Here is a 21,738-nt window from a genome sequence, read left to right on the forward strand (position 1 = left end):
GAGCTAGAGCGACTGAGGGTCGGCCATGTCAGCGTGCTAGGCCCAATTCGGCGCGCGGCTCGTCTGACCGATCCCGGGGTTCATCCGGTTTCCGGGATCGAGCGTTCGATAGTGCGAGACTAGCTCCGGGCCGGCCGCGTAGAGATGTCCGACATTATGTTCAGCGGGGTAGCGCGCGCCCCGCTGATCAAGCAACTCAAGCAACTGACGCTTGATTTTGGCTGGATCGCACCCTTTCCTGATCAGATAGTCCTGATGCAAAACGTGGCAGAAGAAGTGCCCATAATATAATTTGCCTACGATCGCATTCTCGATATCCGACGGCAATGCCTCGAACCACTCACGATCATTGCGGCGCAGCGCGATGTCCAGTGCCAGAATATCCTCGACCAGATCCCCTCGAACCGCCCGGTATCGCACAGCGGCTCCAGCAACGACAAAGCGATGTAGGAAGGCTTTGCCTGCCTCATGCGGGTCGCATTCGAACATGTCGCCAGTCGACGAGGGAAACAAGGTTGCAAGTATGGTTCTTGTCTCGGCAATGGCACTTTCCGGGACCTTGAGGATCAGATGATGTTCGAAGCGATCTCGAAAGTATCGCATGCGGCGCGGCAGGTGTCGGGGGAGCAGCCGCGATCCTGCCTGGAACAGGCTGTCGATGAGGTTGTCCGGGAGCAACCGCATTTTGGCCGCCAGGGATTCCAACTTTGCTTTGAGCGCGAACAGGCGAGGAAGGCGCTGAGTTCCAACCAGTTGGATCAGCAGGAATGTATCCTTGCCGAATTCTTCGGCCAGGTCGAACGCGTCGCGGTGAATGTACTCTGCCGAAATCGGCAACGGCTTGCCCTCGCTCAGCATGGTCCTGCGCAACGCGGTAAGCTCGGCGGTGTTATTGGTGCCGACATAGAAAGTTGCCGTGCCTTCCTGTCGGGCAAAAGTATCGAGCCTGACAGCGAAAACCATGATTCTACCGGCGCTTCCCGATGCTTCGTAAAGCCGCGCGGGATCGCAGTTGTGGCGGGCCGGACTGTCCGAATCTATCGAGCGCACAATCGCCTCATAGTCTTGAGCCGAAGCCACGCGATGGTCGGATTGAAGCGCGCTATCCTGCAGTTGCCCCGCCTCGAGCGCCTTCAACATCGTTTCAGGCTCATTCCCCAGCTCGATGCCCAGATGGTTGCAAAATTGAACTTCGCCTGCTTCGTCCACGCGTGCAAACAACGCGTATTGGGTATAGGCTGGCCCTCTGGATATTAGCGCGCCTCCCGAATTGTTGCAGATCCCGCCTACAATAGACGCCCCGAGGCAGGACGACCCGATCACCGAATGGGGTTCGCGACCAAGCGGCACGAGCTTGGCCTCAAGATCATGCAGCGTTGAACCGGACAGGCAGACGACCTGATGGCCGCCCAGTATCGGAAAGATGCCCTTGATTCGCAGCGTATTGATGACAACGACAGGCTGGTCGTATTCACCATTGGGCGTCGAACCTCCAGTCAACCCGGTATTTGCAGCTTGAACTATGACAACACAGCCAGCTGCGATGCTGGCGCAAAATACGCGCCATTGCTCCACCAGAGTGCCCGGCCGCACAACGGCCAGGGCAGTGCCGGTGCCTGTCCTGTACCCGGTCAGATAGGGCGCCGCAGCAGACGTCCCTGTTAGCACATGCCTGCTGCCGACAATTGCGCGCAATCGCTGCAGCAGCAGTTCTTGTTCACCGGCCAGCATTTGTTCGATCATCATGTTGGTCGGCATCGTTCGAGTTGACGGAAGGGCACGGATCCCCAGCATCTCGATGATTAAAGCAATGGAGCATCAATCGATAAGGATCACGGCATTGCCAATCAGTTGGCCCGCTTCGACCGCCAGATGGGCTTCGACGGCATCTGAGAGATCAAACTTTGCTGCAATTGCGTGGCACAGCGCGCCGCTGTCCAGCGCGCGTGTCAATCGATCAATCACTTTAGCCCGTTCTTGCACCGACAGCAGATAGACCAGCATCATCCGAACCGTGGTGTGGTTGAACATCATCGGACGGAAGGGTATTTCAGGGGTCATATTGGCCGCCGAGCCATATGCTGCGATCACACCACCAGCCCCGAGGACCGCGTTGGACACGGCCAGATTGCCTCCGAATTCAACCTCGACGATGCGGTTGACCTTTTTCCCGCCATTCGCCGCAATTATGGCCTCAGCAACATCGCCCACCCGGTAATTGATCACCGCATGTGCACCCGCCTGCTTGGCCGCCTCTGCCTTTTCCTCTCCGCTCACCGTCGCAATTACCCGCGCACCTCCCCACCGGGCCAACTGGATGGCATAATGCCCCACTGCGCCAGCGCCACCGGTGACAAGGATCGTCTGTCCATCGACGTCACCGTCGGCGAAGACAGCATGGCAGGCCGTGGAGGCGGGAATGCCTAGGCAAGCCCCCGCTTGCCAATCCATGCCGCCAGGCAGCGCGACGGCCTGCCGCGCAGGCAGGCAGACCCGCTCGGCGCAGGTACCATCCGCGCGTTGCCATGCGGCATTCCACAACCAGACCCGCTCGCCAATCCGCCCTGCATCAACACCTTCGCCGACCGCATCGATTTCGCCGGCCCCGTCCGAGTGCGGAATGACTCGCGGGTATGTGATGGCCCCGCGCGATCCTGCGCGCGCCTTGACGTCCGAAGGGTTAACCCCCGATGCGCGCACTCGAACCCGCACCTCGCCCGGGCCCGGCGCCGGATCCGCGAGTTCACCATACTTCAGTACCTGAACTGCAGGCCCGACCTCTTCATACCAGACAGCGCGCATCAATCCTCCATATCGATCGACAGCCCCTCCGCAATGCCATCGAGATTGCCTGAATCGCCAAGCTAATGCGGTGCGGAACGGAGAAAAAGCATCCTGAGTGCCTGAACCACTACCCGGAACGACATCATTTTGAGGGTCTCGCGCAGTTCGTTTGGCCCCATGACTACCAGCATTGGGACTTGCCCCATCATCTTTCCCTTGATGTGAAGGTTTCGCCCGTTAGCCGCGATCGATTCAACCTCCATGAGGAGAAGTCCTTCTGAACCGAAAAGTTTCATGTCGATTTTCCCTCCTTTGGGCGGCGCTGCTGGCCCGATGGGATGCTTACGAGACGGCTGCCATCATTATCTGAATGACCCGGCCGCCTTCTTCGGTTGCCCAGCTCCCGGTCAATTCGGCCACGATCTGGTTGGTGCCAGCAAGCATGACACCACCCTGCTCCATCCGACGCAGCGCCATGGCCTCGCCAATTTCACCCGGCGATCCGCCCGCGTCAGCAATTACCTGAACCGCGAAACCCTGTTCGACAAGGCTCAGCGCAGGGAATATGGTGCAGACATCATTGGTTACCCCGGCAAGCACGATATTTTTGCGCCCCGTAGCCTTTACTGCTGCAGCAAAGCCTTCATCCTCCATGGCGTTGATGATCCCCATACGTTGGATCCGTGACGCGTGCGCTTCGGGCACGGCCTCGGCCAGTTCATTGAAGATGGGCCCCTGCGTAAAGGCTTCCATGCTCGATGTAATCACGATCGGCATGCCATGGATCTTGGCAACCTTTGCCAGCAGGACCGTGTTGCGCTTGAGCAAGTCTTGGGGCATCGAATTGACCCAGCCAATTGTGCCTACCTGATGATCGATAAGCAGCAAAGCCGCGTTGCTTCCATTGAATCGTTCGTTTGACATTATTTCCTCCTTCAGATTCAAATTCAAATTTTTTACTTTGTAAATTCTGCGACCAATTTCTTGGATATTTCTTGGGTTCTAATAATACTTGCTTCCTTGACATGACCGTAGCCGCGGATTTTTTCTGGGATCTTGGCGATTACAATTGCGGATGCATGATTTTCTGGTGTGAGTCCGGCAGTAACGACGCTCATTGATGCTTCGAAATCATCGATGAGCCGGCGCTCTTGCCTGCGTTCTGCGCCGCGCCCAAATGGGTCGAACGCTGTACCGCGCAAAAACTTGAGCCTCGCGAGAATGCGGAACGGTATCAGGACCCAGGCGCCAAATTCACGTTTGATCAGCTTACCCGTGACCTTATCGCGGCGCGCCAGCAGCGGCGGCGCCAGATGGAACCGCAGGCGATAGCTGCCGGTAAACTGCGCCTTGAGGTTCGCGAGAAATGGCCCGCCAACGTAAAGCCGTGCGACTTCGTATTCGTCCTTATAGGCCATCAGCTTGAAGAAATTCTGGGCAACCGCCTCCGTCAGTGAGGTGCACCCGGGCAGCGCCACATTTTCGGCCGACTGTACCGCCTTGACCAGTCTCATGTAACGCTCAGCGTAAGCCTGATTTTGATATGCGGTCAGCTCCGCGGCACGGTCGGAAATGACTTCTTCGAGGCTCCGAGGCTGCACCTTCCCAGTTCTGGAGCCTTGCGCCGAGAGGAGCTGGTCTATCCGCTGCGGATCGTGCGCCCACAGGCGGCCAAGTCTGAACGCGTGAAGGTTGTATGGGACCGAAAGCCGATTGGCGACGACTGCAGCCTCGATCGCGTCGGCGCTCACCGGGAGCAAGCCCATCTGGCTGGCAAGCCCAACCAGCATCAGGTTTGCGCCGATTGAGTCTCCGGTCAGAGCTTCCGAAACACTGGTGACATTGTAGAAGCTTGCGCGGTCCTGGCCGCACATGGTCTCAATGGCACTGGCCATCCTGTCACGTGGCACCTGAAACTCGGTATCGCGAGTAAATGTGCCGGTTACCGAACGATGGTCATTGATCACCACGCGGCTTAGGCCCAGCTGCAGCAACGATAATGCGTCCTTTTGTGCGCTTGCGACGAGGTCTGCGCCGAGAAGCACGTCAGCGCGTGACGAAGCGATGCGAGGCGTTCCCAGGCTTTGCTCACTCTGACCGATCTTGATGTGGCAGAAGACTGCTCCGAACTTCTGAGACATACCTGTCAGATCGAGGATCTGCACGGCAAGGCCCTCGCTCTCGGCCGCCATGCCCAACAACTTGGAAATCGTCACCACGCCTGTGCCGCCGATTCCTGCAACAACGATGGCTCGACTTTCAGTGCAATCGACCACCGCGGGCGTCGGCAATTCCTCGAACAGGTTGGCGTCGGGCGCAGCGGCGGTCGGTTTGGCCAGCGCCCCGCCCTCAATCGTCACAAAACTGGGGCAAAAACCTTTGACGCAGGAAAAATCCTTGTTGCACGACGACTGATCGATCGTCCGCTTGCGACCAAACTCGGTATCGAGCGGCTGGATGGAAAGGCAGTTGGATTGAACGCCACAATCCCCGCAGCCTTCACACACCCGGTCATTGATCACGACCCGCTTTTGCGGATCGATCGCCTTACCGCGCTTGCGCCGACGCCGCAGCTCGGTTGCGCAGGTCTGCTCATAGACAATGACCGACACCCCCTTAGCCTCGCGAAGCTCAAGCTGGAGCGCGGTGAGTTCGTCGCGATGGTGCAGGCTGGTACCCGGCGCAAATTCGGCCAGATCGAACTTGTCGGGATTATCGCTTACCACCAGCACGCGGGCGGCGCCTTCGCTCTTCATCTGATGGGTGATGGCGTGGACGCTGATCGGTCCGTCGACGGGTTGGCCTCCGGTCATTGCCACCGCGTCGTTGTAAAGGATCTTGTATGTCGCGTTGACCTTGGCTGCGATCGCCTGTCTGATTGCCAATGACCCGGAATGATAGAAGGTACCATCGCCGACATTGACAAAGACATGCTCGGTTTCAACGAACGGTGAAGCCCCAACCCAGGCTGCGCCCTCGCCGCCCATTTGTGGATAGGCGACGATGCCGCGCTCCATGAACATTGCCAAGGTGTGGCAACCGATCCCGGCCAGCTGGTCGCTGCCCTCCGGGACCTTGGTCGAGGTGTTGTGCGGGCATCCCGAACAGAAATGCGGAGCGCGAATGATTCCCGTAACCGATGCGGCCAGATTACTGTCCAGTACTTCCAGTTCGGCAAGGCGCTTCGAAATCGCCTGCGAGGCATGATACGGCTCAAGCCACTTTGCGATCGCCCTTGCGATCAGTGCCGGGGTTAGTTCGCCATGCGAAGGCAGCACGGGCTCGCCGCGCACTGCCTTTCCTGAGACCTGTATCGCGCGTTCGCCGCACCGGTCGAACAAGGTGGCTTTGACTTGCGGCTCAACGAAGGCCCTGCCCTCTTCAAGCACAATCAGCTCGTCAGCCTCAACGGCAAATGCCGCAAGGCCGGAAGGCTCAAGCGGCCAGATGACTCCAAGTTTGAAGACCGCAAGCCCGATTGACCGGGCCCCCCATTCGTCGATGCCCAGATTGGCGAGAGCCTCGATCGTGTCGGTGTAGACCTTTCCGTGCGCTATTATCCCCAAGCGACAATTTTCTGGCTGGCCGAATGTCGTACGGTTGAGTCGGTTGGCGGCGACGAAAGCATGAACTGCCGGCAGGCGCCGCGTGTTCAGCCGCTCGTCCTGATCGACCGATGTATCAGGCCAGCGAATGTGAACGCCGGGGGGCGCAATCTGATGATCTCTCGGAACCGTAGCCGTGTTTCTCGTGGGATCACAAGCGACGAAAGATGAAGATTCGGCGATATCCGACGTCATCTTGATTGCCGTCCAGACCCCGGAGTAACGGGACAGCTGCCAGCCTATCAGGCAATAGTCGAAGATGTCCTGAACCGAACTCGCGCTGAATGTGGGAATGCTGAGCGCAGAAAGTGCCAGTTCGCTTTGCTGCTGGATGCTGGATGAGCGCGCCATGGGATCATCGCCCACCGCCATGACCACCCCTCCAAGTTCAGAAGTACCCCAAAGATTGGCATGTCGCAACGCATCGCCAGAGCGATCGAGCCCAGGCCCCTTGCTGTACCACAGTCCGAATACACCCTGAACCTTAGGATCTTTGAAGAAGCCGACCTGCTGTGATCCCCAGACTGCGGTCGCTGCCAGATCCTCGTTGACCCCCGGCTGGAACGTTATGTTGTTTTCCGACAATTGCGCTTCGGCGGCCCACATTTCCTCATCGACATGGCCCAGCGGAGATCCACGGTAGCCCGAGACAAACCCGCCGGTCCGCAAGCCCAGCGCCGCGTCGCGTGCGGCTTGCTCAAGCAAAGCCGCAACCAGCACTTCAGTGCCAGAGAGAAACTTCACATCCTTGCGCCCAGTGATTTCAATCCGCTGATGCTCGCCCATCTCAATGCTCTCCCAAGATCCGCGCGGTCATCATGTGAAAAATGTGGACACACGGCCGACACCGCCAATGTGCACGCATATGAAGTCGCCGCGCTGCACCGGCTCGACTGGTACAAGTGAGCCCGACAGCAGCACTTCGCCCGCCTTCAACGAGTGTCCGTATCTGCCGAGGGTATTTGCCAACCAGGCGATGCAGCGCGCCGGCGAACCCAATGCAGCAGCACCCGCACCAGTGCTGACCACCTCGCCGTTCTTCTCCAGCACCATGCCAAGAGTCACCAGATCGAGCTTGCGCGGGTCGGCAAGCTGATCACCCATCACCAAAAGGCCGGATGAAGCGTTGTCCGCAACAGTATCCTCGTATTTGATCCGCCAGTCGGCGATCCGTGAATCAACAATTTCAATGCAGGGAACAATGCAATCCGTGGCTCTGATAACCTCAGCCACTGTAATCCCCGGCCCGGTAAGGTCGCGCTTGAGAACGAAGGCCAGCTCGCCCTCAACCATCGGCTGGATAAGCGTCGCCTCGATATCGACGGGGTCACCAGCAAATATCTGCATGGCATCAGTCAGAAATCCAAAATCCGGCTGGTCCACACCGAAGCGACGTTGCACAGCAACGCTAGTTGCTCCAATTTTCTTGCCTACGAGCCGTTCTCCGTCGTCAATCCGACGTTGCAACTGGTGAAGCGATATCCGGTAGGCATCGTCGAGCGAGATTCCGCCAGATCGCTCAGTGAACGGCCGGATAGCGGTCCTTGAGCGCATTGCTGCATAGAGCTCATCGCCGTAGTCGCGGATCTGGTCGTCAGTCATTACGCTTGCAATGGTGTCGTGCCAGTGATCTGTCACGCGATCTCGCCCGCCGCCAAGAGTTCGCGGGTTCGTGCTAGAGTTGAGCGTAACGCGGCAGCATATCCGCGATCTTCGCTGTCAAAGACAGCCTTTGCCTGCTGCTCCTCGGCACCGTTCGGGTCGACATCGGGCAGGCCTATCAGGCAATAGAACTTCAGAAACAGCTGACCTTCCGCATCCTCGATGATCTCATTGACGATCACGCCTTCGCGTGGACTTATGACCTGATGGAACGACACTTTTCTCTCAGGGACAAAGGAGATGAACTCGCAGATGAAGTCCCCCATGATCGTTGCCTCGCGGATGATATAATTCGTTCCCTCGACGGTCACCTCGCAAGCAGAGCATGCTCCGGGCGGGAGAAACAACCGAGCATCACGCGCCTTTAGCACCAGCCCTTGCCATAGCTGGGCACGCGACAGGACGGACTCTCCTTCCGGATTCACCGGGATCGTCGCCGTTGAATAGATCATGCGTTGCGCTCCATTGCTGTGCTTATTGACAATTTGGGATGCGAACGATTAGCCCATCCAAATCGGAGGTGACCTCGATTTGGCAACCCAGTCGACTCATGGGTGTCCGACCTGCCGTGACCTCGTCGAGCATTTCATCTTCGAGTTCGTCGATCAATGGGAGTCGGCTAATCCAGGCCTCATCGACGAGACAGTGGCATGTGGCGCAGGCACATTGCCCCCCGCACACGGCTTCGATTCCTTCGATGCCCGCATCGATAGCTCCGCGCATGACGCTCAACCCGATTTCGACGTCAACCTTGTGTGCGGTTCCATTTCGCTCGACATAGGTAATGCATGGCATGACTGGTGACCCGTTTTCCATAGCCGCCTCGCCCTGAAGACGGAAACATACCTCCTTCTATTATTTATTATTGGTAAAAGCAATCCTCTATGAGGAATTTTGTGTTTGCTGCGAATCGAGAAGCGCCTCGGTCCGAAAAGCGGAATTGGCTGCTTTTTCTGATCGGCCAGCAGCGAGGAGGAACTGGCAATTCGTCAAAGTGCATTGTAGTTGAAGTCCAACCAAAAAGGAGGCGACGTGGATAACAAGCGAGACAAACTAGTCGGTGGAGGACCCCAATCGGCCGGCATCCAGTCGGTCGAGATTGGCATGACCGTCCTCAACGCCTTTGCCGCCTCGTCAGGAGCGATGTCGCTCAAGCAGGTCAGTCAGGCGACCAGCATGGCGCCGAGCAAGGTGCATCGCTATCTTGCAAGCTTCGTGCGCAGCGGGATGCTGATCCAGAATGCGACAAGCGGCCTTTATGACCTTGGCCCCACGGCTCGAAGGCTCGGACTGGCGGCGATGGGCCGACTGGACGCCTTCACGGTCGCAAGCAACGGCCTGCTCAAGCTGCGCGACTTGACAGGTCATACTGTCTGCATGGCAGTGTGGAGTGAGAGCGGTCCGATACTAGTGCGTTGGGAATCCGGCCAAGAGCCGCTGATTCTGAGCCTTAGAATCGGCAGCTCAATCCCGCTTCTGGACACTTCGATCGGCCAAACCTTTCTCGCCTATTTGCCCTCGTCGATAACCGAACCGGCCGTGAAGTTGCAACAAAAGCTGTCGGGCACCCCGCCCACCCGCACCGTGCTGGACCAGGCCGAACTGGACCAGATTCGTTCGAGCTGCTCTACTTACACGTCTTCGGCAATGATCAAGGGCGTCGATGCCATTGCCGCACCGGTATTCGAGGCGCCGAACAGGCTGTTTTCGGTGATTACCCTCGCTGCGTCGCATCGCTCGATGCAGGGAGCGAAGCTCGACAAAGCACGCCAACAGGTCGAAGCAATCGCGCGCGAGATTTCCCTTGAACTGGGCTGCCCGCAAGGCTGGAGGGCCGCGCCGTAAACTTGACCCTGGCAAAGGTGCCAGCGTGAGTTTTTATTCATCTATACGATATAGCTTTACTAATACGTAATTTTGATCTAACCCGGTCACGGCTCGATACGAGCGCCATGGGGGACGTTGATTGTGAAGCTTGCCACCCTTGATTGCCAAGGAACCACACGCGTCGCAGCAGCTGTCAGCGGCGACCGACTGCTGGTGCCTTCACTGGCAAATGATCTTTTGGCCGGCGCTGCCGGTTTGCCCCTATCGCTAAAGGGCCTGCTTGCCGAAGATGGTGCGTTGGATCGCCTAAGGACGATGGTTGCCCAAGTAGAAGCGGCAGGGACGCAACTGCTCGATGCGCTGGATCAGGCTGGCGCGCTTGTTGCTGGCGCCAAGGCGCGGTTTTGCGCGCCAATACCCGATCCCATGCATTTCATGGGCTGCGGCCTGGCTTATCGCCAGCATCTGACGGAAATGGGTGGCGTTCCTGCTCCTGCCAACCCAGTGCTGTTCCTCTGTTCTCCCGCCGCGATCAGTGCACACCGCGACCCTATCGTGCTGCCAGCACATCAGGGCACGATGGTTGACTACGAGGGTGAGCTGGCGATCGTCATCGGCCGCCCATGCTACAATGTCGCGCAGTCCGAGGCGATGGATTACGTCGCCGGCTATATGGCGCACAACGACGTTTCGGCGCGAGATCATACGGCCGAGGTCGCAGCCGTCACGGTTCCGGTCAAGATGTTGGGTGCCTGGTCGCGCAATGTTGGAGGAAAGCAACACCCGGGTTTCTCTCCAATGGGTCCCTATCTTGTAACCCGCGACGAAATTCCCGATCCACACGCGTTGCACCTGACAGTGCGGGTCAACGGAAATGTGGTCCAGGACGTCACCACCGATGACCTGATCTTCTCAGTCGCGCACTACGTTTCATACGTCTCTCATTGGTATGCGCTCAGCCCAGGTGACATCATTTCCACCGGATCGCCTGCGGGTGTCGGGATGGCCAAAAAGCCGCCAGTATTTCTGCAAGATGGCGACATCGTCACAGTGGACATTTCCGGCATCGGAACACTTTCCAACACGATCGTTTCGAATAGCGGAGGCACCTCGGGCAGGCTCACATGAAGCTGGCGTCCTATTTGCTGCACGGAGCACCGTCTTTCGGGGTCGTGAACGGCGAAGAGATCGTCGATGTCGGCGGCGAACTCCGCGAGCGGTATGGCAACCTCAAAAACGCCTTAGAGTCGCTCGGCGAGATTCGATGTGCGACCGAGGGCAAAGCCTCCTTTGGGCGAATTGGCGATACACCGATGTTACCGCCTATCCCAGATCCTGGGCGGATCATCTGCATCGGGCGCAACTACCGCGCTGATGCACTGAAGGCGGGTCTTGCAATTCCAGATTATCCGATCCTTTTCACCAGATACCCCGACTCACAAGTTGGGCATCTGCAACCCATCATTCGTCCATCCGTTTCGGACCAATTCGATTGGGAAGGCGAGCTGGCATTTGTCATTGGCAAGCCCGGGCGGCGCATATCGATTGAAAACGCTCACTGCCATATCGTGGGCTATGCGTGCTACAACGATGGGAGTTTGCGCGATTATCAGCGCCACACGACCCAGGATGCACCTGGAAAGAATTTCTGGCGGTCCGGTGCGTTTGGTCCCTGGCTGGTAACAAGCGATGAAATCCCCGACCCAACCGCGTTAGTTGTAACATCAAGCCTCAATGGCGAGATCATGCAACGCGGGGATGTCGCAGACTTCATCTTCCCGATCCCGGAATTGATTGCCTACCTGTCGTCGATCTTCCCACTGCAACCGGGCGACGTCATCGCAACTGGAACGCCGCTGGGTTGCGGAACCACTCGCGATCCCAAGATATGGCTGAAACCAGGCGATAGGGTTGACGTTTCGATCGAGGGTATCGGCACGCTCACCAATTACGTCGCCGATGAATAGGGGTGTCACATGCCATCGGTCTTGATCACGGGCGCCAACAGCGGCTTGGGTCTTGAATTCACCCGGCAGCTCCTTCGCCTTGGATGGTCGGTCCACGCCTGCTGCCGCAAGCCCGAGAGAGCAGATGACCTGCGCGCACTAAGAGGCGGCACACCTGAAAGTTTGAATATTCACGCCGTCGATCTTGCCGATTTCGTCAGCATCGACAACCTCGCAACCAAGTTGGCGAGCGCACCCATCGATCTGCTCATCAACAATGCAGGTGTCATGGACACAACACCAATCGATTTTTCGGAGGACAACCGCCGGAAAGTCCAGGTCTTCGGCGCCTTGAACCATTCCAGCTGGAGCGAGGTGTTCCTCATCAATGTCATCGGAACGACGCGCCTCACAGAGGTTGTCCTGCCCAATCTGCAAGCCGGCAGCCAGCGTAAGATCGTGATGATTTCCAGCATAATGGGTAGTATTGAGGCATGTTCACCCAACCGCTTTCCGCCAGGCGGCGGTTTGTATCTTTACCGGTCCTCCAAGGCCGCACTCAACATGATTTCTCGAAATCTTGCTGCGGACCTCGCCAGCTGCGGGTTCACGGTTCTCTCGGTCAACCCGGGGTGGGTGAAGACAGCAATGGGCGGCAGAGATGCCATGCTCGACCCTGAAACAAGCGTCGGCAACATGATCAAAGTCATCAGCAGTGCGACATCGTCGGACAATGGCAGCTTTATTTCGCATGATGGGGCCCGGCTGCCTTGGTGAACCAAAATATCACGTGAGGGCATTTGCCGATCCGAGCAAGAAGAAAGGCAGGTTCAATATGGTCAATACAAACCCCGAAATCGGCAGGTCAGTTCAAGCGATGGGACTTGCCACCAACTACCATGAGATGGGTGAAGGCCATTCGATCATTTTGCTACACGGCTCAGGGCCCGGGGTCAGCGCGTGGGCGAACTGGGGAAGGACCTTGCCTCGGTTGGCTGAGCACTTCCGGGTTATTGCGCCCGATCTGGCCGGTTACGGACACACTCAACTCGACCCCGATGCGGACTATACAATGGCCTATTGGGTGGAGCATTTGCGTAATTTCATCGACGCCCTCAAGCTCGACAAAGTCTCCTTCGTTGGAAATTCGTTCGGCGGCGCGCTGGCCACCAATTTTAATCTGCAGTTTCCTGATCGCGTAGAACGCGCTGCGGTCATGGCGGGGCCGGTGTGCGCCTTCGATGTTACGCCGTCGCTCCACAAAGCCTGGGGTTACAGCAATCCGACACCTGCACTGATGCGCGAGCTGATGACGATCTTTGCCTATGACCCCAGCATCATCTCGGACGAGCTGGTGCATCTGCGCTATGAGGCAAGCAATCGATCCGGTTATCGCGAAGCCTATGAAGCCATGTTCCCGCTGAGCAAACGGCAGGCAATCATCGACGATTGGGGCCTGAGCGATGAGCAGTTTCAGAGCTTCGGCAACGAATGGTTGTTTCTCCACGGCCTAAACGACTCGATTGTGCCGGTCGAAGTTTCGCTTCGCGCTGCCCGCAACATCACGCGCTCGCAGGCTCGCTTCTTCAATCGCTGCGGCCATTGGATTATGGTCGAGCAGGCTGATCGTTTCTGTCGTGCACTGATTGAATTCTTCTCTGAAATTTGACCCAAGCCTAAGGAATGGATCCGCTCATGACCGCTCAAGCAACCAAGTCGATACTCGACCTCAAGTTCCTCTCACACGGCACTCTGGAAGTGCACGATATCGAAAAGTCGGCAGATTTCTACCAACGCTTCCTTGGTTTTGAATTTGTCCGGACGAGCCCAATATCGGGAATGGTAAGGCTCGGCGGCAAACACATTTACGTGGTTGTTCAAGGCCCAAAAGGCAAGGGCATGCCCTATACCAACCACAATGGAATCGACGTCTCGAGCCGAGAGGAAGTAGATCGTGCACACGCTTTGTGCACCCAGTACAAGGATGAGTTCGGGCTGAAGGGCATTACCACCCCTGCCACACAGCACGACGTGTACGCGTTCTACTTCCGTGATCTCGACTCCAACTGGTGGGAAATCCTTGCGAATCCCGAGGGCGGGTACACCCAGCGATTCGAACACTACCTGAGCACTGGGCCGGTAGCCGATGTGTCTGCCTTCAAGCCCAAAAAGGACTAGCCGATGCGCAAGGTGGCAATCCGCACGCGCGGTCGGGACCTAGGCCCAATTACCCGACTGGTAAGCCCGGGAGACCTTGGCGAATTGATCAAACCGTTTGTGTTTCTTGATCTGGCCACACCGTTGCCAGGCCCCGCGGGAATGATGCGCTGGCACCCGCATTCGGGCATTGCAACAGTAACTGTGATCATAGCCGGCGCTGTGCGCTATCAAGAAACGACTGGAACAACCGGAGAATTGGGTTCTGGGGCGGTGGAATGGATGGCATCAGGCGGCGGAGTCTGGCACACCGGCGCACCGATCGGCACCGAGCAATTGCTGGGCTTTCAGCTTTGGGTGGCGCTGCCTCCAGAGCGAGAAAACCTGCAGCCCCATAGCCAATATCTGAATGCCGATATGGTGCTCCAAGCAGGGCCTGCACGCATTATCCTGGGAGAATACGCTGGTGTGCGGAGCGCGATTGATGCGCCAAAAGCACTGACCTATCTCGACGTACGGCTGCGTGCGGGGGAGGAGTGGACATTCGCGCCGCCCCCAGAGCAAAGCATTGCTTGGCTTGCGGTACATGGCGGTGAGATCAGTTGCTCCGAACATGCGGGCTACGGGGACATGCTGATCTTTGACGAAGGCATGGAAGCCATCACCATTACCGCCATAACTGACTCGGGTTTTGTTCTGGGTTCCGCTGCCAAGCATCCATACGACCTGCATATCGGCAACCATTCTGTGCACACCAGCGCCGAGGCATTGGCGCGTGGTGAGGCCGAAATCGCGCGAATCGGAAGCGAACTTCGCGCAGCGGGCATGTTGCGCTGAGTATTCAGGTCTCCCCGCACACACTCTTCGATGTAACGTTGACCTGGGAAAAGAAAATGAACGAGGCCGATCTTACCACTTTGTTATGGGACCGCAGCGAGATCCAAACGCTTCTGGTGCGATATGCGCGTGCGCTTGATTCCAAAGATTGGGAACTCTATCGGCGCTGCCTTACCGACGAGGTTAGGATCGACTTCAAACCGCTTACCGGCATTGGCGAGGTCCGCGCTTCGTTCGACAGTGTTTACAAATGGGCTCGAATGTTCTTCGCTCCTATCAAGACTCAGCACGTCTACACCAATTTCGATATTACTGTTGAGGGCGATGCGGCTGAAGCGGTGGTTTATTTGACGGCGCATGTGTGGCGTCATAACGCACTAGGTCTGGCGACCAGCCAAGAGTTCGGCTATTACAACTTCTCCTTGAGACGCGATGCGGGTAGCTGGCGGATCAATGCTATCAAGATTAATTTCTTCTGGGTGGACGGCAGCGGTAGCATAGCGGAAATGCACGATCCCGAATTTCTCGCTGCGATGGGTGAGGTATTTGCTGCCGAGAACCATGTATTACCCAGCTAACGCCATGCTTGGCTGAGTTTTCGGGTCTTTTAGGAAAGTCTTAAAGCGGCGCGCGAGCAGCCTATTTGGGCAACCGCAGATACTTGGCTGCGGCTGCGACCAGCGGAGCTGGGTCGATACGCCATTGATCGCGAAATTCAGGAGCTGTCTCGCCAACCCAGCATTCTGTATCGCCCGCTATGATGGCCGCGACAACTCCGGCCGCGACTTCCGCTGGCTGGCTTTTGGGCATATCGAGTTTTGTCATCATCTGTGTATCAATCGCACCGGGGAAGATCGACACGACCAAGGTCCCTTGCTCTGCCAGCTCGGCACGCATGGCATCCGTGAGCGCGCGGCATGCGGCCTTGCTGGCGCAATAGTTGCCACAAAAGGGGTGGGTTGCCAGAGCGAGCGGCGAGAGAAAGTTTGCAATCGCGCCGCCACCATTCTTCCCAACGATTGGAGCAAAGGCCCGACACATCAACACCTGGCCCCAATAGTTGACCTCCATCTCCTTGCGGAAGCCGGCTACGCCTGCGGCCTCCAAATATGATTCGTGGATGACGAGGCCGTGACAATTGATCAACAGGCTAACATCGCCACAGGCAGCTGCGACGCGCTGCACTGCCTGCTCGTCGGTCACATCAAAGGCATGCGTTTCGCAGCGACCAGGCGCAGAACGCTTGATCTCGCCAAGGGCTGCCTCATCAAGATCGCATGCGATAATCTTGCGTGCGCCTGCCTCAAGAAGCGTTGAAACCAGCGATCGGCCGATGCCGCCCGTTGCGCCTGTGACAAGTGCGACTGCCCCAACTATGTCCATCATCCCTCTCCTTCGCGTCTGAGTTCTTGATCATGTCTATTCGAAGGTGCTGAGCACTGGCGCGCAACCACGAGCCTGGCAGCGACCGACCTCAATTGGCTAGTAGGTCTGGTTCAATTTCCAGTAAGTTAGTTCCGGTCCCACGACAATGAAGTCTCGAATTTCATCGAACACGCCAGTGCTCTCGCGCCATTGCATGTACTGTTTCTGCGATGTCATATCGCTCCAGACGACACGTTGTATTATGTGCGCGTCATTTGCGGGATCTCGACAAGACTCGAAGCTGAGGTTTCCCGGATATGCGCGAGTTCCAGGGGCGACCTTATCCATGTACTCTTCAAATTGAGCGAGCCTATTCGCATCGATTGTGAATTCGATCAGCGTCACAATTGGGCCATCATCGGCTTGGGATGTCATGCTCTAATCCTCTTCTTCTAATCGACTGCCACTTGCGACTGGCATAGTGGTCAAATGTTCGATTGCGGAGTTGACGAAAGCCATGCCTTCGATGTTTCCGCCACAAAGTCTCTGTACGGACGCAAAGGTCGACCCAGTAAGGTTTCGAGCCGCGATTTATCCGCAGTGCTTGCGGCCAATCCCGCTTGTTGGAAGCGATCCAGCATAAGACAAATGTCGTAGGCCATCCATTGCGGCATATAACCGCGTATCACCTGCTCCCAATTAGCCAAATCATCTCCACCATAGTGCACAGGCCGCCCAATATTTTCGGACCAGATTCTGGCGGCAGACGCTCCATCGATGACGTCCGGGCCACTGAGTTCGATGATCGTCCTCTCAAGAGGGGCCGCTGCTTGATCACGGCGTAGCACCTCGTGAGCTGCAACATCTGCAATGTCCCGCGTGTCGATCATAGACAGGCCAATGCCGCCGATCGGCATGGGGTAGACGCCATCCTGCATGATTGCTGCTTTTAAAACCACATCATTCTGCATGAAATAATTGGGGCGAAGGATCGTCGCAGAAATGTCGAATTCCTCTATCATGCGCTCACAGGCATGCTTCGCAGCGAAGTGTGGAACGTTCGAAAAGACGTCACTCCTGGTCACAGACAGATAGACGATGCGATCGATTCCCGCACTGTGTGCCAAATTCAGCGTCATCATCGCCTGATTGAGCTCGTCGGGGCATACGGCATTGAGAAGGAACAGGGTTCTCACGCCAGCAAGCGCTGAGCGAATGGAATCGATGTCCGTGAGGTCTCCCTTGACCACTTCAACTCCGGCGGGGAACCGGCATTTGTCGGGCGATCGCACAAGCACACGAATGCTCGCCCCGGAAGCCGCGAGCCGCATCACCAATGCGGACCCAATCGAACCACTGCCGCCCGTTACGAGTATCGTCATAATGATCCTTCCAAAATCTTGCCCGGCATTCGAAGCTTTATTGTTTCGTGCGCAACGCCATTTCACCAAGCAGTTGTTCCGCCGTCGATTGCAAAGTCTGCCCCGGTAACCCAGCGCGATTCATCGGAGGCGAGGTAAATCGCTGCTTGAACGACATCTTCAGGCTCACCGGGCCGGCCGAGCATGATCTTGTTCAGCATCGGCCCTTCCCAGGCAGGGTCACGCATCAACGCGCGCACCGCATCGCTCAGGATGAGACCGGGACTGATCGAATTGGCGCGAATTGCGTGCGGGCCGCCCTCCATCGCCAGATGCTTGGTCATAGCAATCACGCCACCCTTGGCAGCACTGTGGGCAAGCGCTGGCAGCACTTGATAGGCAATCTTGCCAGAGACCGAGCCGACATTAATGATTGAACCGCCGCCGCCTGCAAGCATATGCGGCCAGACCGCCTGAACCGTATGAAAAATGACATCCATTTCGTTGCGTAGAGTGAAATTCCACTGGTCGCCCGACATGTCCGGCAACCAAGCGAATTCAGCCGCAGCCCCATTGTTGTAAAGGACGTCTATGCGGCCAAATTCGGCTATCGCGAAGTTGATCAATGCTTTCGCCCCCGATTGCAATGATAGGTCAACCGGATGAAGAGACGTCATCCGCCCGCCAGCGCGAGTGACCAATGCAAGTGTTTCCGCGGCGCGAGATGGGTCAATATCGCAGCCCACGACAAGTGCACCTTGAGCGGCAAACATCCGAGCTGCCTCGCGCCCCATTGACCCGCCGGTTCCGGTCACAATGCAGACTTTGCTGATTAGACGACCAGTCATTTCCTCTCCTCATCCCTTCGACCAGTCAGCATGCACCCGCCCGGGGTAGCCTAAACGTGCGACGCAAATGCCCAGAGCAGGAGATGCCACCCCCTGCGCTGCGCTGCAGGCTTAGAATTTGACTGAGAACGAAACTCCATACGTCCGCGGATCCGCCGGCTGTAACATGTCGAGATCATTGGTCTGCGCAGTAAGTTGGTTTGCATGGCGCGCATTCGTCAGGTTCCGTCCCCAAACCTTGAAGCTGTATTTCTCATCATCGTCGAGATTCCAGGTGACCGATGCATTGACCAGAGAATATGGCGCCTGGGACAAGCGGTTCTCTGGCCCCTCATACCACCGTGTCGAATGGAAATAGTCTCCAGCGAAACTCAGACTCCCGGTTGGCAGAGAGTGCTTGTATTCGAACCCGAGATTGATTTGCATGCTTGGGGTTTGCGGCAGCCGCTTTCCTTTAGCGCTGATGAACGGTCCAAGAACAAGACCGCCTGTTGGCAAGATGACGGTCGTCGCGATGGGGAAGTCATCAAATCGCGCATGAACCAGCGACAGGCCCGCAGTGAGGGTCAATCCTTGAGCTGGTGCCGCCGTAATGTCTGCATCCAGTCCGTATAGCTTGGCAGACTTGCCGTTGTAGATTGCCGGAGCAGAATTGACATAAGTGTTGAGCTGAATGTTTTTGAAATCATAGTAGAAAGCAGCTGTGTTAAACCGCAATTTTCGATCCAGAAGTTCGCTCTTCAAGCCGACTTCAAATGCATCAAGCTGTTCCGGCACAAAAGAGTTTGGTGTGTTTAGGGCGAACAAATTATAGCCGCCGCTCTTGAAACCGCGATTGTAGGAGGCATAAATCAGCACGTCCTGCGTGACCTTGTGATCAAGTGCAACGCGCCAGGTTAGCTTCGAAACATGCGAATTCGCCGTATAAGGAGTGGCAGGCAGGACGAACGCCGGGGCAATAAAATCGAGTTCGCCGTCGGAGTTGATGGTCTTGCTTTCGTCGGTGTACCGCAGGCCAACGGTCAACGATGTAGCATCACTCAGACTATAGGTACCTTGAGCAAAACCTGCATAGGAACTCACTGACTGATTAGCGCGAACAAACTGGACAAAGCCAAATGCCGGCAACCCGACTGTGCCCGGGCTTACCGTGGCCTTGCCATGGAAATAATAGCCGCCGAGCATCCATTTGAACGGCCCGTTGTCGGTTGATACGAGCTGCAGCTCCTGACTGAACTGCTTATCGGGTTCATGAACGTTTACGTAAAAGAGATTGGCTGGCGTGCCATCGGAATCAAATTGGACATCCCATAACGTGTGCCGATATGCTGTGATGCTGACCAGTTTGACGCCCGAAAACGCATGCGTCACGTTGAGGCTGGTACCATATTGCTCGACGCTTGAGCGCGGTTGAGTGTTGGAATCGGCATCATTGAACCCGCCCGTGAACGAATACCCAGTGAAGAGAGCCTTCTCCCCGTAGACCGGACGATAAGCCGGACCGGCATTGATGGTGTGGTCATAGTCAAACGCCGCGATAACGGTCGTGTCGTCGCCCAGGTCAAATTTGAACTTGGTTCTAACACCGATGTCGCGGGTCTTGTTGACATCCAGGCCGGTGGCCTTGTTAGTGCCGAAGCCGTCCATCTGGTTGCTATAATGGACCGCAAGATTGGCGGCGACCCCGGCACCCAACCCGCCGGTCAGATAGAGATCGCCGCCAAGTGTGTTCTGGTTTCCATATCCAATCCGGGCATTACCCTGAAACTGGTCTTTGGGATCAGCTGTGGTAATTTGAATCAGCCCGCCCGTGGCATTGCGTCCGAACAGCGTGCCTTGCGGGCCTTTGAGGACGGCAACCTGCTCGACATTGTTGAATGACAGGATCGAGCCCGTTGCGGAAGCGTAGTAGACTCCATCTACATAGGTTGCGACCGAACTTTCGTTGCCAGTCCCGGCAACAGCCGTTCCAATTCCGCGGATGCGCGGGGTGGCCTGGGTGGCCTGAACGGTATAGGTAAGCCCGGGCGCAATAGACGTCAGCTCGACCACCGACTGGATACCCTTGGTTGCCAACGCTTCGCCCGAGAACGCACTAACCGCAATTGGTACCTTCTGCAGATTCTCCCCGCGCTTTTGCGCAGTGACAACAATCTCGGCGAGCCCGCCGTCGCCAGCAGCTGCTTCGCTCGGCTTGGTCTCCTGCGCCTGTGCGCCCGTCGCCCAGCAAACTGACAAGGCAAGCAACGAGATCGACGACAAGTTACGCCAACCATGTGTGCTTATACGGTTTCTCTTAATCATGGTCATTCTCCCCGATTGATTGTTTGAATTTCGATATTTCTGTCTTGGAACTCGGTCGTTTGGTGCCGGGCAGATGAGCCGGGGCACATAGGTAGTTGGCCAGAACTCGCGCTCGGCTATGTTGCAATCACTTGAACCAATGGAAGAATGTCGGCCCTTGAATCGTCCGGCATCGCTCCCCAAAGGTCGTAGTTCTCCGGCGCCCCGGACATGCGCCTCGGCTGCCTGGCATCATGCTCTGGGAATTGCTCCATCCCGAGCGTGTATTCCCAAACGAAGTTGTCCGGTCCGTAGATGTAGAGATGGATGCTGCCAGAAGTCGGATGCCGGCCAATCCCGAAGTGAATGTCAACGCCGCTGTTCTTGCATCGGTTAAACAGCCGCCCGATGTCATCGATCTCATTTACCATGAATGCGATATGGTGAAGGCGCGGCGGCGAACCCGGCATTGTAACAGTGCCGATACTGTGATGGTTTGGGTTTGGCCAAGCCCGCACCAGGGATATGAACTGATCGCCAATGTAGTCAGACAGTTTGAATCCCATTCTTTCGCACAGGAAATCCGTCATGGCTTCGTTATCGGGAACGTAAATCCCGAAATGCTTGCCGCCTTGGAATGATGTCAAACCGTTGCGAAGCGGGCTGCAAATGTTCGTCATTTCGGCGAAATATTCCCACGTCGCGCCCAAGACAGGGTCTGTCATGCGGAACGCCCGGGCAATAGAGAGGCGATCGCATTCGTTCCGACCGAGCCATGCCGGGTTGAGGCCCAACTCACTGAACTTAGCGAATGCGACATCAAGTTCTTGCTGTGACTCGAGTTCCCAGGACGATCTGACAAAACAAGCTGTCTCGGCGGGAGTAAGGATCAAGTCATGATGCCTGGCACCCACGCGAAAATACCTCGCACCCGTATCGTCCTCATCGATCAGATCGAGCCCGAACACATCGACTACAAACCGCGTCGAAGCTTCGATGTCTGTCACGTTCAACGCGAGGTAGCCCAACTGTTTGTATCGGAAGCTGTGGTTCATGATCATCC

At 56.8% G+C, this 21,738-nt stretch carries 22 protein-coding genes; 8 read left to right on the top strand and 14 right to left on the bottom strand.

Translation table 11 applies throughout. The features are described 5' to 3' along the window. Nucleotides 1-36: 36 nt before the first annotated feature. From dld to K0O24_RS02200, 8 genes are all read right to left on the bottom strand, one after another. The gene (dld, locus tag K0O24_RS02165; protein ID WP_246611099.1) at nucleotides 37-1,746 is read right to left on the bottom strand and encodes a D-lactate dehydrogenase; all 1,710 of its coding nucleotides are present in this window, start codon (nucleotides 1,744-1,746) and stop codon (nucleotides 37-39) included. Between the two features lie 72 nt (nucleotides 1,747-1,818). Further along, nucleotides 1,819-2,802 carry an NADPH:quinone reductase gene (locus K0O24_RS02170; protein WP_219894198.1) on the bottom strand — a complete coding sequence of 328 codons (984 nt, stop codon included), beginning with the start codon at nucleotides 2,800-2,802 and terminating at the stop codon, nucleotides 1,819-1,821. Nucleotides 2,803-2,864: 62 nt separating this feature from the next. Further along, the gene (locus K0O24_RS02175) at nucleotides 2,865-3,080 is read right to left on the bottom strand and encodes a hypothetical protein (protein WP_219894199.1); all 216 of its coding nucleotides are present in this window, start codon (nucleotides 3,078-3,080) and stop codon (nucleotides 2,865-2,867) included. Between the two features lie 46 nt (nucleotides 3,081-3,126). Next, nucleotides 3,127-3,708 (bottom strand): isochorismatase family protein, encoded by a 582-nt coding sequence (locus K0O24_RS02180; RefSeq protein WP_219894200.1) that lies wholly within the window; start codon nucleotides 3,706-3,708, stop codon nucleotides 3,127-3,129. A gap of 32 nt (nucleotides 3,709-3,740) precedes the next feature. Further along, nucleotides 3,741-7,175: an indolepyruvate ferredoxin oxidoreductase family protein gene (locus K0O24_RS02185; RefSeq protein ID WP_219894201.1), complete on the bottom strand. Its 3,435-nt coding sequence runs from the start codon at nucleotides 7,173-7,175 to the stop codon at nucleotides 3,741-3,743. A gap of 30 nt (nucleotides 7,176-7,205) precedes the next feature. Continuing rightward, the gene (locus tag K0O24_RS02190) at nucleotides 7,206-7,991 is read right to left on the bottom strand and encodes a 2-keto-4-pentenoate hydratase (protein ID WP_219894202.1); all 786 of its coding nucleotides are present in this window, start codon (nucleotides 7,989-7,991) and stop codon (nucleotides 7,206-7,208) included. Between the two features lie 32 nt (nucleotides 7,992-8,023). Further along, nucleotides 8,024-8,503 (bottom strand): AtaL-like protein, encoded by a 480-nt coding sequence (locus K0O24_RS02195; RefSeq protein WP_219894203.1) that lies wholly within the window; start codon nucleotides 8,501-8,503, stop codon nucleotides 8,024-8,026. Between the two features lie 22 nt (nucleotides 8,504-8,525). Then, nucleotides 8,526-8,867, bottom strand: coding sequence for a 2Fe-2S iron-sulfur cluster-binding protein (locus K0O24_RS02200; RefSeq protein ID WP_343211253.1), 342 nt, complete (start codon nucleotides 8,865-8,867; stop codon nucleotides 8,526-8,528). Between the two features lie 216 nt (nucleotides 8,868-9,083). Here K0O24_RS02200 and K0O24_RS02205 point away from each other — a divergent pair, with 216 nt between their 5' ends. The 8 genes from K0O24_RS02205 (at nucleotide 9,084) to K0O24_RS02240 (ending at nucleotide 15,396) form a co-directional block, all read left to right on the top strand. Then, on the top strand, nucleotides 9,084-9,896 hold the full coding sequence (locus K0O24_RS02205; protein WP_219894204.1) for an IclR family transcriptional regulator: 813 nt from the start codon (nucleotides 9,084-9,086) through the stop codon (nucleotides 9,894-9,896). A 123-nt stretch (nucleotides 9,897-10,019) separates the two neighbouring features. Beyond that, a complete protein-coding gene (locus K0O24_RS02210; protein ID WP_219894205.1) occupies nucleotides 10,020-11,006 on the top strand; it encodes a fumarylacetoacetate hydrolase family protein in 987 nt (328 codons plus the stop codon). After that, nucleotides 11,003-11,845 carry a fumarylacetoacetate hydrolase family protein gene (locus tag K0O24_RS02215; protein WP_219894206.1) on the top strand — a complete coding sequence of 281 codons (843 nt, stop codon included), beginning with the start codon at nucleotides 11,003-11,005 and terminating at the stop codon, nucleotides 11,843-11,845. Before K0O24_RS02210 ends, K0O24_RS02215 begins: the two co-directional genes overlap by 4 nt. 9 nt (nucleotides 11,846-11,854) lie before the next feature. Next, nucleotides 11,855-12,601, top strand: a complete 747-nt coding sequence (locus tag K0O24_RS02220; protein ID WP_219894207.1) for an SDR family oxidoreductase — start codon at nucleotides 11,855-11,857, stop codon at nucleotides 12,599-12,601. Nucleotides 12,602-12,659: 58 nt separating this feature from the next. Further along, nucleotides 12,660-13,493, top strand: a complete 834-nt coding sequence (locus K0O24_RS02225) for an alpha/beta fold hydrolase (protein ID WP_219894208.1) — start codon at nucleotides 12,660-12,662, stop codon at nucleotides 13,491-13,493. A 26-nt stretch (nucleotides 13,494-13,519) separates the two neighbouring features. Further along, on the top strand, nucleotides 13,520-14,002 hold the full coding sequence (locus K0O24_RS02230) for a VOC family protein (protein ID WP_219894209.1): 483 nt from the start codon (nucleotides 13,520-13,522) through the stop codon (nucleotides 14,000-14,002). Between the two features lie 3 nt (nucleotides 14,003-14,005). Then, nucleotides 14,006-14,818 (top strand): pirin family protein, encoded by an 813-nt coding sequence (locus tag K0O24_RS02235; RefSeq protein WP_219894210.1) that lies wholly within the window; start codon nucleotides 14,006-14,008, stop codon nucleotides 14,816-14,818. A 56-nt stretch (nucleotides 14,819-14,874) separates the two neighbouring features. Next, nucleotides 14,875-15,396 carry a nuclear transport factor 2 family protein gene (locus K0O24_RS02240; protein ID WP_219894211.1) on the top strand — a complete coding sequence of 174 codons (522 nt, stop codon included), beginning with the start codon at nucleotides 14,875-14,877 and terminating at the stop codon, nucleotides 15,394-15,396. A gap of 61 nt (nucleotides 15,397-15,457) precedes the next feature. Here K0O24_RS02240 and K0O24_RS02245 read toward each other — a convergent pair whose 3' ends face one another. The 6 genes from K0O24_RS02245 to K0O24_RS02270 form a co-directional block, all read right to left on the bottom strand. Further along, nucleotides 15,458-16,204, bottom strand: coding sequence for an SDR family NAD(P)-dependent oxidoreductase (locus K0O24_RS02245; RefSeq protein WP_219894212.1), 747 nt, complete (start codon nucleotides 16,202-16,204; stop codon nucleotides 15,458-15,460). 96 nt (nucleotides 16,205-16,300) lie between these two features. Then, on the bottom strand, nucleotides 16,301-16,618 hold the full coding sequence (locus tag K0O24_RS02250; RefSeq protein ID WP_219894213.1) for a putative quinol monooxygenase: 318 nt from the start codon (nucleotides 16,616-16,618) through the stop codon (nucleotides 16,301-16,303). A gap of 50 nt (nucleotides 16,619-16,668) precedes the next feature. Beyond that, nucleotides 16,669-17,565: an SDR family oxidoreductase gene (locus K0O24_RS02255; RefSeq protein ID WP_219894214.1), complete on the bottom strand. Its 897-nt coding sequence runs from the start codon at nucleotides 17,563-17,565 to the stop codon at nucleotides 16,669-16,671. Nucleotides 17,566-17,627: 62 nt separating this feature from the next. Further along, on the bottom strand, nucleotides 17,628-18,392 hold the full coding sequence (locus K0O24_RS02260) for an SDR family NAD(P)-dependent oxidoreductase (RefSeq protein ID WP_219894215.1): 765 nt from the start codon (nucleotides 18,390-18,392) through the stop codon (nucleotides 17,628-17,630). 111 nt (nucleotides 18,393-18,503) lie between these two features. Then, on the bottom strand, nucleotides 18,504-20,696 hold the full coding sequence (locus K0O24_RS02265) for a TonB-dependent receptor (RefSeq protein WP_219894216.1): 2,193 nt from the start codon (nucleotides 20,694-20,696) through the stop codon (nucleotides 18,504-18,506). A gap of 116 nt (nucleotides 20,697-20,812) precedes the next feature. Continuing rightward, nucleotides 20,813-21,730: a VOC family protein gene (locus K0O24_RS02270; RefSeq protein WP_219894217.1), complete on the bottom strand. Its 918-nt coding sequence runs from the start codon at nucleotides 21,728-21,730 to the stop codon at nucleotides 20,813-20,815. Nucleotides 21,731-21,738 lie beyond the last annotated feature (8 nt).

The sequence above is a fragment of the Aquisediminimonas profunda genome, from assembly GCF_019443285.1.
GTDB classification, from domain to species: domain Bacteria; phylum Pseudomonadota; class Alphaproteobacteria; order Sphingomonadales; family Sphingomonadaceae; genus Aquisediminimonas; species Aquisediminimonas profunda.